This window comes from Pseudolysinimonas kribbensis, from assembly GCF_039531715.1.
GTDB lineage: Bacteria > Actinomycetota > Actinomycetes > Actinomycetales > Microbacteriaceae > Pseudolysinimonas > Pseudolysinimonas kribbensis.
This window is the reverse complement of sequence record NZ_BAAAQO010000003.1, coordinates 604791-619935: the sequence shown is the minus strand read 5'-3', so window position 1 is coordinate 619935 and position 15145 is coordinate 604791. Positions and strand designations below refer to the sequence as shown.

At 72.5% G+C, this 15145-nt stretch carries 12 protein-coding genes and 1 tRNA gene; 3 read left to right on the top strand and 10 right to left on the bottom strand.

The features are described from left to right. Positions 1-3 precede the first annotated feature (3 nt). The 9 genes from prfA to argS form a co-directional block, all read right to left on the bottom strand. Positions 4-1086: a peptide chain release factor 1 gene (prfA, locus tag ABD285_RS09620; RefSeq protein WP_344202233.1), complete on the bottom strand. Its 1083-nt coding sequence runs from the start codon at positions 1084-1086 to the stop codon at positions 4-6. A 3-nt stretch (positions 1087-1089) separates the two neighbouring features. Continuing rightward, positions 1090-3063, bottom strand: coding sequence for a transcription termination factor Rho (rho, locus tag ABD285_RS09615; RefSeq protein WP_425565015.1), 1974 nt, complete (start codon positions 3061-3063; stop codon positions 1090-1092). A gap of 151 nt (positions 3064-3214) precedes the next feature. Continuing rightward, positions 3215-4171 (bottom strand): homoserine kinase, encoded by a 957-nt coding sequence (gene thrB / locus ABD285_RS09610; protein WP_284252614.1) that lies wholly within the window; start codon positions 4169-4171, stop codon positions 3215-3217. Then, positions 4168-5244, bottom strand: a complete 1077-nt coding sequence (gene thrC / locus ABD285_RS09605) for a threonine synthase (protein ID WP_284252616.1) — start codon at positions 5242-5244, stop codon at positions 4168-4170. Before thrC ends, thrB begins: the two co-directional genes overlap by 4 nt. Before the next feature lie 39 nt (positions 5245-5283). Beyond that, entirely contained in the window at positions 5284-6609 is a 1326-nt protein-coding gene (locus ABD285_RS09600; RefSeq protein ID WP_284252618.1) for a homoserine dehydrogenase, read from the bottom strand. After that, positions 6606-8012: a diaminopimelate decarboxylase gene (lysA, locus tag ABD285_RS09595; RefSeq protein WP_284252620.1), complete on the bottom strand. Its 1407-nt coding sequence runs from the start codon at positions 8010-8012 to the stop codon at positions 6606-6608. The genes ABD285_RS09600 and lysA overlap by 4 nt, the downstream gene beginning before the upstream one ends. 106 nt (positions 8013-8118) lie before the next feature. Continuing rightward, positions 8119-9135: an LOG family protein gene (locus ABD285_RS09590; RefSeq protein ID WP_284252622.1), complete on the bottom strand. Its 1017-nt coding sequence runs from the start codon at positions 9133-9135 to the stop codon at positions 8119-8121. Next, on the bottom strand, positions 9135-9908 hold the full coding sequence (locus tag ABD285_RS09585; RefSeq protein ID WP_284252624.1) for an LmeA family phospholipid-binding protein: 774 nt from the start codon (positions 9906-9908) through the stop codon (positions 9135-9137). The genes ABD285_RS09590 and ABD285_RS09585 overlap by 1 nt, the downstream gene beginning before the upstream one ends. Positions 9909-10113: 205 nt before the next feature. Beyond that, positions 10114-11763 (bottom strand): arginine--tRNA ligase, encoded by a 1650-nt coding sequence (gene argS, locus ABD285_RS09580; protein ID WP_344202223.1) that lies wholly within the window; start codon positions 11761-11763, stop codon positions 10114-10116. 66 nt (positions 11764-11829) lie between these two features. Between argS and ABD285_RS09575 the strand changes: the two genes are divergently transcribed. From ABD285_RS09575 to ABD285_RS09565, 3 genes are all read left to right on the top strand, one after another. After that, positions 11830-12426, top strand: a complete 597-nt coding sequence (locus ABD285_RS09575) for a trehalase domain-containing protein (protein WP_284252626.1) — start codon at positions 11830-11832, stop codon at positions 12424-12426. Between the two features lie 28 nt (positions 12427-12454). Then, positions 12455-12527 (top strand) — tRNA-Arg (locus tag ABD285_RS09570). A gap of 20 nt (positions 12528-12547) precedes the next feature. Then, positions 12548-13633: a glycerate kinase gene (locus ABD285_RS09565; RefSeq protein WP_344202220.1), complete on the top strand. Its 1086-nt coding sequence runs from the start codon at positions 12548-12550 to the stop codon at positions 13631-13633. A 9-nt stretch (positions 13634-13642) separates the two neighbouring features. Here ABD285_RS09565 and ABD285_RS09560 read toward each other — a convergent pair whose 3' ends face one another. Further along, positions 13643-15073: a helix-turn-helix domain-containing protein gene (locus ABD285_RS09560; RefSeq protein WP_284252628.1), complete on the bottom strand. Its 1431-nt coding sequence runs from the start codon at positions 15071-15073 to the stop codon at positions 13643-13645. Between the last annotated feature and the right edge of the window lie 72 nt (positions 15074-15145).

The following is a 15145-nucleotide window of genomic DNA, read 5'->3' as shown; positions in this document are numbered from 1 at the left end:
CGCTCAGGCGCCCTGATCCCCGATCGACGCGAGGCGCTCCTCCTCGTCCATGGCGATGAGCGACTGCACGACGGGCTCGAGCGCCCCGTTCATCACCTGGTCGAGGTTGTAGGCCTTGTAGCCGGAGCGGTGGTCGGCGATCCGGTTCTCGGGGAAGTTGTAGGTGCGGATCCGCTCCGAGCGGTCCATGCCGCGGATCTGGGAGTGCCGGGCATCCGCCTCGGCGGCCGCGAGCTCCTCCTGCTGCTTCGCGAGCAGCCGGGCGCGCAGCACGCGCATGCCCGCCTCGCGGTTCTGGATCTGCGACTTCTCGTTCTGCATCGACACGACGATCCCGGTCGGGATGTGCGTGATCCGCACCGCCGAGTCGGTCGTGTTCACGCTCTGCCCACCCGGCCCCGACGAGCGGAACACGTCGATCCGCAGGTCGTTCTGGTCGATCGCGACCTCCTCGGGCTCGTCCACCTCCGGGAAAACGAGCACGCCCGCCGTCGAGGTCTGGATGCGCCCCTGCGACTCGGTGACCGGCACCCGCTGCACGCGGTGCACCCCGCCCTCGTACTTGAGGTGTGCCCACACGCCCTCGGCCGGGTCGGTCGCGTTCGACTTCACCGCGAGCTGCACGTTCGTGTAGCCGCCGAGGTCGGTCTGGTCCTGCTCGAGCAGCTCGGTCTTCCAGCCCTTCGAGTCGGCGTAGTGGATGTACATCCGCAGGAGGTCGGCCGCGAACAGCGCCGCCTCCTCGCCGCCCGTGCCGCCCTTGATCTCCATGATCACGTCGCGGCCGTCGTCCGGGTCGCGCGGGATCAGCAGGTGGCGCAGCTTCTCGGTGGATGCCGCCAGCCGCTCCTCGAGCGCCGGCACCTCCTCGGCGAAGGCGGCGTCCTCCTTCGCGAGCTCGCGCGCGGCCGCGAGGTCGTCCCCCGCCTCCCGCCAGCCGCTGTAGGCGGCGGCGATCCGGCTCAGCTCTGCGTACCGGCGGTTGACCCGCTTGGCCCGCCCGGCATCCGCATGAATGGCCGGGTCGGAGAGCTGCTCCTGCAGCTGTTCGAGCTCGGCCAGCAGCGACTGGACCGATTCGAACACCGGCTACTCCTTGTGGCCGGGGGCGCCGTGCGCGTGTCCGTTGCCGTTGGCCGGCAGCGAGTTCTGGATCTGCACGAGGAACTCCGTGTTGGAGCTCGTCTCCTTGAGCTTGCCGAGCACGACCTCGAGCTGCTGCTGCAGCTCCAGACCGGCCAGCGCACGGCGCAGGCGCCAGGTGATCTTGACCTCATCGGCCGAGAGCAGCTCCTCCTCGCGACGGGTGCTCGACGCGTAGATGTCGACCGCCGGGAAGATGCGCTTGTCGGCGAGCTGGCGCGAGAGGCGCAGCTCGGAGTTGCCAGTGCCCTTGAACTCCTCGAAGATCACCTCGTCCATCTTCGATCCGGTCTCCACGAGCGCGGTCGCGAGGATGGTCAGCGAGCCGCCGCCCTCGATGTTGCGCGCGGCGCCGAAGAAGCGCTTCGGCGGGTACAGCGCCGACGCGTCGACGCCGCCCGAGAGGATGCGACCGGATGCCGGGGACGCCAGGTTGTAGGCCCGGCCGAGCCGGGTGATCGAGTCGAGCAGCACGACGACGTCGTTGCCGAGCTCGACGAGGCGCTTGGCGCGCTCGATCGCGAGCTCCGCGACGGTCGTGTGGTCCTCGGCGGGGCGGTCGAAGGTGGAGGCGATGACCTCGCCCTTCACCGACCGCTGCATGTCGGTGACCTCCTCGGGACGCTCGTCCACGAGCACGACCATGATGTGGACCTCGGGGTTGTTCACCGCGATGGCCTTGGCGATGGCCTGGAGGATGAGGGTCTTGCCCGCCTTCGGGGGCGCGACGATGAGGCCGCGCTGGCCCTTGCCGATCGGCGCGATGAGGTCGATGATCCGCGTCGAGAGCTTCTCGGGCGTGGTCTCGAGCCGCAGGCGCTCGTTCGGGTAGATGGGCGTCAGCTTGCCGAACTCGACGCGCTCGCCGGCCTGCTCGACCGGGAGTCCGTTGACCGAGTCGATCTTGACGATCGCGTTGTACTTCTGACGGCTCGAGGGCTGCTCGCCCTCGCGCGGCTGACGGATCGCGCCGACGACGGCATCGCCCTTGCGCAGGTTGTACTTCTTGACCTGGCCGAGCGAGACGTAGACGTCGCTCGGTCCGGCCAGGTAGCCGGTCGTGCGCACGAACGCGTAGTTGTCGAGCACGTCGAGGATGCCCGCCACGGGGATCAGGACGTCGTCGTCGCTGATCTCGGGGTCGATCTCGTCGTTCTGGGCGCCGCGGCCGCGCTTGCGATCGCGGTAGCGGCCCGAGCGGCGGCCCTCGCCGTCCTGCTCGAGGTTCTTGTCCTGGTCGCCGCCCTGGTTCTGGCCGGCCTGGTTCTGGCCGCGCTGGTTCTGGCCGCCCTGGTTCTGCCCGCCCTGGTTCTGGGAGTTCTGGTTCTGGCCGTTCTGGTTCTGGCCGTTCTGGTTCTGGCCGTTCTGGTTCTGGGCGTTCTGGTTCTGGCCGTTCTGGCCACCGCGGTTGCGGTTGCGGCGACGACCGCCACGCCCCTCCTCGCCGTCGTCGGCGCCGGAGGTCACCCCGGGCAGCAGGCTGTCGAGGTCGATCGGCACCTCGGGGGCATCGGCGGCGGCGACCGTCGAGCCCTCGGCCTCGTCCGCGCCCTCCGCGCCGTCGACCGCTCCGGCGATCGCCTCGGCGTTCTCGACGGCGGCCGCGCGGGCGGCGTCCGCCTGCGCGGCGAGCGTCGCCGCGTCCTCGGTCGTCGCGGTGGCGCGACGCGAGCGGCGACGGGCCGGCACGGTGTCCTCGGACGCCGGCGCCTCCGCGACCGGAGCGTCCGCGAGCGGCGCCTCGACGGTTGCGGCCTCCACCGGAGCATCGGGCAGGGTCAGCTCGACCGCGGCATCCTGGTTCTCGGGATCGGGCGTCCCGTTCTCGACGAGGGTGTCCACGAGCTCTCCTTTTCGCAGCTGCGACGCGCCGACGAGGCCGCGCTCGGCCGCCAGCGCCTGCAGTTCGGATAGGCGCATACGGGTCAGTTCCGCACGGGTGTCGGTCACGACGGGGTGGTCCTTTCAACCCGGGTGCAGAATCAGCCCGGGGATCAGGCACACGCCCCACGGGCGCGTGAACGCGCGACGCAGATGGCGGGTGCCGGTGGGAAGAGCACCCGCCGCCGGGTCAGGCCACGGCGTCGATCGAGTGCGGCACCACTGTAGCACCACGGAAGTCGACGGCGAGCAGGAGGCACTCCCACACCGACGCCGCCTCGGCCGCGATGAGCCGCTGCGCCTCGAGCCGCTGCGCGGGATCGCTGCCCAGCACGAGGATCGCGGGGCCGGCCCCGGAGACGACGGCGGCCAGGCCGTGCCCGCGCAGCATCCGGATGAGCCGGTCGGTCTCCGGCATGGCGCTCGCCCGGTAGCTCTGGTGCAGCTTGTCCTCGGTCGCGGCGAGCAGCAGCTCCGGGCTCTGGATGAGCGCCGCGATCAGCAGCGCGGAGCGCGACACGTTGAAGATCGCGTCCTCGTGCGGCACCGAGGTCGGCTGCAGACTGCGGGCCAGCGCGGTCGACATCGTCGCCGTGGGCACGGCCACCAGGGGCGACACGCCGCGGTGCACCATGAGGCGCTTGTGCTGCGGGCCCTCCGGCGCCATCCACGCGATCGTGAGACTGCCGAACAGGGCGGGCGCGACGTTGTCCGGATGCCCCTCCAGCTCCGTCGCGAGCGCGAGCGCCCGGCCCGCCTCGATCTCCACGATCCCCTCGAGCAGGCCCTTGGCCGCCATGACGCCCGCGACGATCGCCGCGCCGGACGATCCCATCCCCCGGCCGTGCGGGATGGCATCCCGGGCCGCGATGCGCAGCCCCGGCACCCCGACACCGGCCCACGCGAAGGTGTGTGCGAGCGAGCGCCAGATGAGGTTCGACTCGTCGCGCGGCACATCGTCGGCGCCGACGCCCTCGACCGAGATCTCGAGCCCCGGCCCGTTCAGCACCTCGACGTCGAGCTCGTTGTACAGCGAGAGCGCGAGGCCCAGCGTGTCGAAGCCCGGCCCGAGGTTGGCGGTCGACGCGGGCACCTTCACGTGCACCGCGCGTCCGGCGGGCACCGATCCGGAGCCGGCTGCGGTCACACCGGCACCGCGAGGCCCAGCACCCCGGCGACGGCCGAGGTCTCGGCATCGACGACCGTGGGCTGCACGTCGGCGCCGTCGAGGGTCTTCAGCGCCCACTGCGGGTCCTTCAGCCCGTGGCCGGTGACCGTCAGCACGCAGGTGGATCCCGCAGGGATCACCCCCGCCTCCGCGCGCTCCAGCAGCCCGGCCACGCTGATGGCCGACGCCGGCTCGACGAAGACGCCGACCTCCGAGGAGAGGATGCGGTGCGCCTCGAGGATCTTCGCGTCGCTGATCGCGCCGAAGTACCCGTCGGTCTCGTCGCGCGCCTCGATCGCGAGGTGCCACGAGGCGGGGTTGCCGATGCGGATCGCGCTCGCGATCGTGTCGGGGTCCTTCACGACGGAGCCCGTGACGATCGGCGCGGAACCCTCGGCCTGGAAGCCGAACATGCGCGGCATCCGGGTCGAGGCGCCGGCGGCCAAGTCCTCGCGGTAACCGCGGGTGTACGCGGTGTAGTTGCCCGCGTTGCCGACCGGGATGAAGTGGAAGTCGGGCGCGTCGCCCAGCACCTCGACGACCTCGAACGCGGCGGTCTTCTGCCCTTCGATCCGGTCGTTGTTGACGGAGTTCACCAGGTGCACCGGATAGCCCTCGGCGAGCTCGCGCGCGATCTCGAGCGCATCGTCGAAGTTGCCGCGGATCTGGATGAGCTCGGCGCCGTGCGCGATCGCCTGCGCGAGCTTGCCCAGGGCGATCCTGCCCTCGGGCACGAGCACGGCGGCGGTGATGCCGCCGTGGATCGCGTAGGCGGCGGCGGATGCCGAGGTGTTGCCGGTCGAGGCGCAGATGACGGCCTTCGCGCCGTGCTCGATCGCCTTCGAGACGGCCATCGTCATGCCGCGGTCCTTGAACGAGCCCGTCGGGTTCATGCCCTCGAACTTCACCCACACCTTCGCGCCGGTGCGGCGCTCGAGCGCGGGGGCGGGGATGAGCGGCGTGCCGCCTTCACCGAGCGTCACGATCGGCGTCGCGTCGGTCACGTCGAGCCGGTCCGCGTACTCGCGCAGGACCCCGCGCCACTGCGTCATCGGAGGACCACCTGTGCCACTAGAACCGCACCGCCATCTCTACAGACCCTCTACTCGCAGCACGCTGGTCACCTCGGTGACGACGTCGCCGGCCCGCAGAGCCATGACGGTCGCCGCGAGCGCCGCCTCGGTCGCCCGGTGCGTGCCGATCACCAGGGTAGCGGTGGCATCCGGCTCCCCCTCCGCCGCCTGCTCCGGCACCGACTGCTGCACGGCCTCGACGGAGACCCCGTGGTCGCTGAACATCGTCGCGATCGTCGCGAGCACGCCCGGACGGTCGGCGACCTGGAGCGTGATCTGGTAGCGCGTGACCACGCTCGTGATGGGCAGCACCGGCAGCTCGCCGTGCGTCGACTCGGTGATGCCCGGACCGCCGATGACGTGCCGCCGGGCCGCGGAGACGAGGTCGCCGAGCACGGCCGACGCGGTCTCGACGCCGCCGGCACCGGCGCCGTAGAACATCAGGCTGCCCGCGGCCTCCGCCTCGAGGAACACCGCGTTGTTGACTCCGCGCACCGCGGCGAGCGGGTGGCCGATCGGCACGAGCGCCGGATGCACGCGCGCGCTCACGCCCTCGGCCCCGGTCTCCGGGTCGGTGAGCCGCTCGCACACGGCGAGCAGCTTCACGACGTACCCGGCGTGCTTGGCGCCCTCGACCTGCGCGTGGGTGACGTGCTCGATGCCCTCGCGGTGCACGGCATCCAGCGGCACGGTCGTGTGGAAGGCGAGGCTCGCGAGGATGGCCGCCTTGTGCGCCGCGTCGAAACCGCCGATGTCGGCGGTCGGGTCGGCCTCGGCGTAGCCCAGCCGCGTGGCGGCGTCGAGCGCCTCCTCGAGCGAGTCGCCCTCGGTGTCCATGCGGTCGAGGATGTAGTTGGTGGTGCCGTTGACGATGCCGAGGATCCGGCGCACCCGGTCGCCCGCGAGGCTGTCGCGCAGCGGCCGGATGATCGGGATGGCGCCCCCGACCGCCGCCTCGTAGTACAGCTGCGCCCCGACCTGCTCCGCGATCTCGAAGAGCTCCGGGCCGTGCGTCGCGAGCAGTGCCTTGTTGGCGGTGATCACGTCGGCACCCGAGTTGAGCGCGAGGGCGAGGTACTCGCGGGCCGGCTCGATGCCGCCCATGAGCTCGATCACGATGTCGGCGCCGAGGATGAGCGAGCGCGCGTCGGTGGTCAGCAGCTCGCGCGGGATCTCGGCCGTGCGTGGAGCGTCGAGGTCGCGCACGGCGACGCCCACGAGCTGCAGGCCGGCGCCGACGCGGTCGGAGAGCTCCTGACGGTGCTCGAGCAGGAGGCGCGCCACCTGGGCGCCGACCGAGCCGGCGCCGAGGATCGCGATGCGCAGATCGCGGTACTCGATCATGCGCGGGACCGCGGCTCGGAACGAGGGGCGAGATCTCTCGACAACAGGTCGTCCTCCGTCTCACGCCGCACGATCGCTCGCGCGGCGCCGTCCTTCACGGCCACGACCGCCGGGCGGCCGAGGTAGTTGTAGTTGCTCGCGAGCGACCAGCAGTAGGCGCCGGTCGCCGGAACCGCGAGCAGGTCGCCGGGGCGCACGTCACCCGGGAGGTAGTCGGCGCGCACGACGATGTCGCCCGACTCGCAGTGCTTGCCGGCCACCCGCACCAGCGCGGGGTCGGCGTCGGAGGCGCGGCCGGCGATCCGGACCGTGTAGTCGGCGGCGTACAGGGCAGGGCGCACGTTGTCGCTCATGCCGCCGTCCACGCTCACGTACCGCCGCACCGCCGAACCGGACTCGGTCTGCACCAGCACGTCCTTGATCGTGCCGACCTCGTACAGGGTCAGCCCGGCGGGGCCGATGACGGCGCGGCCCGGCTCGATGGCGATCCGGGGCACGGGGATGCCGAGCCGCTCGCACTCCCCCGTCACGACCCGCGCGAGCTCGCCCGCGATCGTCGCGATCGGCACCACGTCGTCGGCGCTCGTGTAGGCGATCCCGAAGCCGCCTCCGAGGTTCAGCTCGGGCACCTCGCCGCCGGCCCGCAGGGCGGCGTGCAGCTCGAGCAGCCGGCGGGCGGCCTCGCCGAAGCCGGCGGACTCGAAGATCTGCGATCCGATGTGCGAGTGCAGCCCGAGGAAGCGCAGCTCGGGCCGCTCCCGGATGCCCGCCACCACCTCGACCGCGTCGGCGATCGGGATGCCGAACTTCTGGTCCTCGCGTGCTGTCGCCAGGTACTCGTGGGTGCTCGCATGCACGCCGGAGTTGATGCGCAGCCGCACGTTCTGCACGACCCCGTGGCGGCGGGCCGCCTCGGCGACACGTTCGACCTCGACGACGCTGTCCAGGACGATCGCGCCCACCCCGACCTCGACCGCTCGGTCGATCTCGGGGAGGCTCTTGTTGTTGCCGTGCAGGCCCAGGCGCGCGGGGTCGACCCCGGCCGCGAGGGCGACGGCCAGCTCGCCGCCGGACGCGACGTCGATGTTGAGGCCGGCGCCCGTCATCCAGCGCGCCACCTCGATGCTGAGGAACGCCTTGCCTGCGTAGTAGACGGTCGCTCCGGCCGGGAACGCGGCGCCGAACGCGTCACGCAACTCCGCGGCACGGGCGAGCGCGTCATCCTGGTCGAGAACGTAGAGCGGGGTGCCGAACTCGGCGGCGAGGGCGCCCGCGGTGACGCCCGCGACGGTCAGCTCGCCCGCATCGTCGCGGTGCGCGCCACGCGGCCAGACACGGGCGTCGAGCGCGTTCGCGTCGTCGGGATGGGCGAGCCACCCCGGCGCGAGCGGGTTCGCGGACACGGAACCTCACACGGGTAGTCGTACGGGAGTGAGGCGAGCGGGCCCGGATTGGCCCCTGAGACCGTCGATCAGCTTACCGAGCCGGCCGGTGCACGAAATCCGCGGGTCAGCGCTCGAGGCGGGAGCGGTGCGGGTCGAACTCCGCGAGGCGCGCCACGGCCTCCGCGACATCGTCGGTGACGAGGATGCGACGCGTCGCCTCCCGCACCACCATCGGCTCCGCGGTCGCGAACACCGTGTCGATGAGCTGTGCAACGGGCAGCGTGCGCGTCCAGTAGTCGCGGCCGAGGAAGATCATCGGCGCGAAGTCGTCGGGGGTCGCGGCGTAGAAGTTCTGCTCCGCGTCCTCGAACACCTCCTGCACGGTGCCGGCGCTGCCCGCGGTGAAGACGATGCCCTGCCGGGCGATCGTGAGCAGGCCGTCCTCGCGGATCGAGTTCTGGAAGAGCTTCGCGATCCGCGGCGCGAACGGGGTCGTCGGCTCGTGACCGTAGTGCCAGGTCGGGATCGAGAGCGAGGGCCCCGGGTCGGCGATCGCGCGGCTCATCGCCCAGGCGGGCGCCATCCACGCGTGCGCCTCGCGCACCAGCCGGTCGTGCACGCGGCCGTCCTCGGCCACGATCGCCTGGATCCGCGGCATCACCGGCATCGCCTCGAGCGTCGAGATCGCGGATGCCAGCTCCGCGTCCGCCCGGCGCGACAGCGCGGCCCCGAGGTGGGCGGCCTCCATCGCGCCCGGTCCGCCGCCGGTGAGCACGAGCATCCCGCGCCGCGCCAGGGTGCGGCCGAGCTCGGCGACCCGGTGGTAGTCGTCGGAGGTGCGCGGCAGCTGGTGCCCGCCCATGATGCCGACGACCCGCTCGCCCGCGATGAGCCGGCCGACGTCGAGCGTGAGCGACGAGTCGTGCAGCGCGCGCATCATCGCGGGGTACGGCTCGGTCGGGGTCGAGCGGCCGGTCGCGACGAACCAGCGGAACGCCCGGAAGTCCATCGTCTCGGCGTAGCTCTCCGGGCGGTCGGGGTCGAAGCCGGCGAACAGCTCCTCGGGCGCATAGACCGTGTTCCGGATCGGCGTGAACGGCAGCTGCGACCAGTCGCCCTCCGGGGCCCCGGACCTCCCCATCAGCAGGTGCCCTTGACGCCGAGTTGCGCGAGCACGACCCCGTCGCCGGTCGCCGTCGCGACCAGCGTGGAGCCCACGACCTTCACCGAGCGCACCGTCACCGCCTTCGGGAGGTGGTCGGCGATGCACACGGTCTGCTGCGCGCCGAGCGTGTCGGCGAACCCGCGCAGCTGCGGACTCTGCCGCAGCTGATCGATGGTCAGCGTCTGGCCGGCGACCTGGACGGCGGTCGGCGTGAAACCGAGCCGGCCGTCGACCGCGCCGGGCGTCAGAGAGACGCCGAGCGGCACCGGGACGCCGAGCACCGGCACGCTGCCGGTCGCCGTGACGTCGGGCGCCTTCAGCGCGATCGAGCGCACGTAGCCGCCCCCGAACGCCTTGGCGAGCTGGTCGAGGTGGCCCTGGTCGATGGTGACCACGACCGACAGGGCATCGACGGCCGTCGACTGGTCGAGCGGGACGCCGTCGGCATGCACGGTGGTGTCGGCCGTGATCGGGCCGAGGGCGACGTCCTTCGCGGTCGCGTCCACCGTGTCGACGCGACCGTCGAGCAGCTGGAGCGGCAGCGGCGCCGGCGCGAACTCGACCCGCACGTCGCCCGGCGCGACCCCGAGCGCGGAGGCCATCTTCTGCGCGACGAGCTCCTGCGCGATCGGGCGGCCGATGGCATCCCCCGCGTAGATCACGCCGAGCACCAGCGGCACCAGCAGGATCGGCAGCACCCACGGCCATGTGCGGTGCCGCTTCCTCGGGGCGGTCGCCGTGTCGCTCACGCGACGACGTTACATGCGCGATCTCCGCCTGCCACGCACGCTACCCCGCCCACCTTTCCGAAATGCAGGATCTGGGATGCCGCCCGGCGCGGCGGGGGCCGCAACTGCGGGATCCAGCGCCGCCCGGTCCTGCACTTCGGAAGAGGGGCGTGGCCGCCGGCGGGCGTGGCCGCCGGGGCCTGGGGCCGCCGGGGGCGCAGGAGTGCTACATGCGCTCCGGTGAGCTCACCCCGAGAAGGCCGAGGCCGTTGCGCAGCACCTGACTGGTCGCCTCGTTCAGCCGCAGCCGCGCCCGGTGCACCGGCTCGACCGGCGCCTCCCCGAGCGGGATCACGCGGCACGAGTCGTACCAGCGGTGGTAGTGGCCGGCGAGCTCCTCGAGGAAGCGGGCCACGCGGTGCGGCTCGCGCAGCTCCGCGGCCTGGCGCACGACGCGCGGGTAGTCGGCGAGCGCTCCGAGCAGCACCGACTCGGTGGGGTGGGTGAGGGTGGACGCATCGAAGTCGGAGTCGTCGACCCCCGACTCGGCCGCGTTGCGCGCGACGGCGCGGGTGCGCGCGTGGGCGTACTGCACGTAGAAGACCGGATTGTCGTTGGTGCGCTGGGTCAGCAGGTCGAGGTCGATGTCGACCTGCGAGTCGATCGAGCTGCGCACGAGCGCGTACCGGGCGGCGTCGACGCCGACCGCCTCCACCAGGTCCTCGAGGGTGATGACCGTGCCGGCGCGCTTCGACATCCGCACCGCCTGGCCGTCGCGCACGAGGTTCACGAGCTGGCCGATGAGGATCTCGAGATTGACGTAGGGCACGTCGCCGAACGCGGCGGTCATCGCCATCAGGCGCTGCACATAGCCGTGGTGGTCGGCGCCGAGCATGATGAGGTTGCGCTCGAAACCGCGCTCGCGCTTGTTGAGGTAATAGGCCAGGTCGCCCGAGATGTAGGCGCCCTCGCCGTCGGACTTGATGACGACGCGGTCCTTGTCGTCGCCGAACTCCGTGGTGCGCAGCCACGTCGCGCCGTCGGCCTCGTAGATGTGACCGAGCTCGCGCAGGCGCTGCACGGCGTGCTCGACCGCGCCCGAGGCGTGCAGCGAGTCCTCGTGGAAATACACGTCGAAGTCGACGCCGAAGTCGTGCAGCGAGGCCTTGATCTCGCCGAACATGCGCTCGACGCCGAGCTCGCGGAAGGCCTCCTGCTGCTCGGCGCGCGGGAGCGCATCGAGGTCCCCCGGATAGTCGGCCTCGACCGCCGCGGCGATCTCCAGGATGTAGGCGCCCCCGTAGCCGTCGTCCGGCGCCGGCTCGCCCCGGTGCGCGGCGACCAGGCTGCGCGCGAAGCGATCGATCTGCGAGCCGTGGTCGTTGAAGTAGTACTCCCGGGTGACGATGCCGCCCTGCGCCTGGAAGATGCGCGCGAGGCTGTCGCCGACGGCGGCCCAGCGCGTGCCGCCGAGGTGCACCGGTCCGGTCGGGTTCGCGGAGACGAACTCGAGGTTCATGGTGACGCCCTCGTAGAGGTCGCCTTCGCCGTAGTGCTCGCCCTGCTCGACGATGCGGCGCGCGAGCTCACCGGCGGCGGCGGCGTCGAGCCGGATGTTGAGGAAGCCCGGTCCGGCGACGTCGGCCTCGGCGATCCCGTCCTCCTGCACGAGGAGCGCGGCGACGTCCGTGGCGAGCTCCCGCGGCACGCGCCCGAGGCCCTTGGCGAGCTTGAGCGCGAAGCTCGAGGCCCAGTCGCCGTGGTCGCGGTCGCGGGGCCGTTCGAGCGTCACGGAGGTGTCGGCGACCTCGGCATCCGGGCCGGCGACCTGGCGGACGACGCGCAGCAGCAGCGCCTGGAGTTCGGCCGGATTCACGACGATCGAGCCTAGCCGTCGCGTGTCCCGGCGACCGACCGGGGAGCGTCGGTCACAATCGGAGGCATGCCCTCCGCCCGCACCCGCCTGCTCCCGCTCGTCGCCGCGACGGCCCTGCTCGTGCTCGCGGGGTGCACCCCGGCGCCCGCGCCGACCCACTCGCCGACCCGCACCGCACCCGCGCCGACGGCACACGAGCCCAGCACGAGCCCCGTGCCGACGCCGACCACGAGCGTCGTGGCCACGCCGGTCGGCAAGAGCTGCGCGCAGCTGATCTCGGCCGACACGATCTACGCCTTCAACCCGAACTTCGTGCCGCTCTCCTCGTGGAAGCCGTCGGCCGGGACCGCGGCGGCACAGGCGACCGCGTACAAGGGCGTCGCGTGCCGCTGGCAGAACGAGACGAGCAACGACGTGATCGACCTCTCGGTGGCGGACCTCGACGCGGCGACGATCGAGTCGCTCAAGAACCAGGCGGTCGACAAGAGCACGCTCGTGCCGACCTACGACGGTGCCGACGAGGGCTACTTCTCGGAAGGCGACGGCACCGGCACCGCGATCGTGTTCGTGAAGAGCTCCTGGATCGTGCTGACCTCGCAGCAGTTCGCCGAGCCCGGCGATCCCGCCGATCTCGTGGCATCGGTGCTCGCTGCGCTCCGGTGAGGGCGCGGCGCGGTAGGCTGGCCCTCTCGCGTCTGTAGCTCAGTGGATAGAGCACTGCCCTCCGGAGGCAGGTGTCGGAGGTTCGAATCCTCTCAGACGCACCGGAATGAAGGAGTCGTACGTGGGGCGCATCGTCATCGCGCCCGACTCCTTCAAGGGCTCGCTCGACGCGGCGCCGGTCGCCGACGCGATCGCGGCCGGATGGCGCTCGGTGCGTCCCGACGACGAGCTCGTGCTGCTGCCCCAGGCCGACGGCGGCGAGGGCACGCTCGACGCGGTCGCCTCCGCGGTGCCGCTGGCGAGGGTGCGGGATGCCGGGCCGGTCACCGGCCCCGACGGCCGCCCCGTGGAGGGGCATTGGCTTCTCCTTCCCGACGGCACCGCGGTGATCGAGCTCGCGCAGCCGTCCGGACTGCCGCTCATGGCCGCCCTCGACCCGCTCGGCGCGACGACCCGCGGCCTCGGCGAGGTCATCGGCCGCGCCCTCGACGAGGCGCCCGCCCGGCTCGTCATCGGGCTCGGCGGGTCGGCGTCGACCGACGGCGGCGCGGGCGCCCTCGCCGCGCTGGGGCTGGGCCTGCTCGACGAGGCGGGGGTCGCGATCCCGGACGGCGGCGGCGCCCTCGCGCAGCTGGCCCGCATCGACCGGAGCGGCCTGCGCCCGGCGCCCCCCGGCGGCGTGCGCCTGCTCAGCGACGTGACCGCCCCGCTTTTCGGTCCCCGCGGCGCCGCCGCGGTGTTCGGCCCGCAGAAGGGAGCGGGCCCCGACGACGTGGCGGCGCTGGACGCCGCGCTCGCGCGCTTCGCGGGGCTGCTCGGGGGCGACCCGGAACGGGCCGGCGCCGGTGCCGCGGGCGGCACGGGCTACGGGTTCGCCGCTGCCTGGGGCGCCGTGCTCGAACCCGGCTCGTCGGCGATCGCCGAGCTCACGGGGCTGACGGCCGCGGCCGCCGGGGCCGATGTGCTGCTCACCGGCGAGGGGCGCTTCGACGCGACCTCTCGCACCGGCAAGGCCGTCGGCAACGCGCTCGAGCTCGTGGCCGGCACCACCGCCCGGGCCGGCGTGATCTCCGGGCGGGTGGATGCCGATCCCGGCTGCTGGAGCGTCGCCCTGGTCGACCTGGCCGGCTCGCCCGACGAGGCGCTGCGCGACCCCGCGCGCTGGCTCGCGGAGGCGGGCGCCGCAGCGGCGCGCGCCCTCGGCTGAGCGACCCGCTCAGCTCGCCGAATGCGACTCGAGGAACTCGTAGAGCTCGCGGTCGTCGACCCCCGGGAACGTTCCGGACGGCAGCGGCGAGAAGATGTGCGCGTGCACCTTGGCGCTCGTCCACGCCTTGCCCGACCAGTGCTCGGCCAGCTCCTGCGGCGGCCGACGGCAGCAGGAGGCGTCCGGGCAGCGTGACTGCTCGCGCGTCGTCGTCTCGCGCCCGCGGAACCACTTCGACTCCGCGAACGGCACCCCCAGCGTGATCGAGAACTCCTCGGTCGCGCTCGTGCCGATCTGGGTGGACTCGAAGAAGCTCCCCTCGGGCGTGTCGGAGTACTGGTAGTACTCGGTCGTGCGGTTCGTGCGGTCGAACGCCCGGCGGGCCGCCCACCGCCGGCACACGAGCTCGCCCTCCGTCGACCCGGTGACGTCGACCGGCAGCCGCAGCCCGTCGTTCTCGTACGCCTTGGAGACCGCGCCGTCGCCGCCGACCCGGAGGAAGTGCCAGGTCATGCCGAGGTGCGGCGTCGCGATGTTCGTGAACCGAAGCGCCGCCGACTCGTGCGTCGTGCCGAAGGCGTCACGGAAGTCCTCGATCGCGATGTTGCGGTCGGCCTTGGCCTGCCGCAGGAAGTCGACGGACTGCTGCAGCGGCATCAGGCAGGCGGCGGCGAAGTAGTTGATCTCGAGCCGCTGCCGCAGGAACTGCGCGTAACTGGTGGGCGCCTGGTGTTCGAGCAGGCGGTGCGCGATCGCCTGCAACGCCATCGACCGGAGCCCGTGCCCGCCCGGCACGGATGCCGGCGGCAGGTAGATGCGCCCGTTCTCGATGTCGGTGACCGATCGGGCCGAGTGCGGCAGGTCGCCCACGTGCACGAGCTCGAATCCGAGACGTTCCGCCATCTCGCGCACCTCCCGGTGCTGCAGGGCGCCGGTGGTATGGCCGACGGCGGAAAGCTGCTCCTCGGCGATCGCCTCGATCTCGGGCAGATGGTTGTCGCGCGTCCTCATCCACGCCCGCAGGTCGGTGTTGGCCCTCCGCGCCTCCTCGGGGGTCGCGATCGCCTCGCGCGAGCGGCGGGCGAGCTCGCGATGCAGGCCGACGATCGCGCGCAGGGTGTCGTCGCTCATGCTCCGCCCGGCGCGCAGCGTCGGCAGCCCCAGCCCGGCGTACACGGGGCTGGCCTGGGCGCTCTCGAGCTCGATCTCGAGCGCGGCGCGCTCGGTGGGCGGGGCGGGATCGAGCAGGGCGGCGACCGGCACGTCCAGCGCCTCGGCGATCGAACCGAGCAGCGAGAGCCGCGGCTCCCGGCGGCCGTTCTCCACGAGCGAGAGCTGACTCGCGGCGACGCCCACCCGGCCGCCGAGCTGATCGAGGGTCAGGCCGGAGGCACCGCGGAAGTGCCGGATGCGCTGGCCGAGGGTCGCAAGATCGCTCATAGGCGCATCATACGGAAAGATCGTGGATTCTTTCATCCACGAGAGCGGCACATCGGCGGTTCTGCTGCGCGA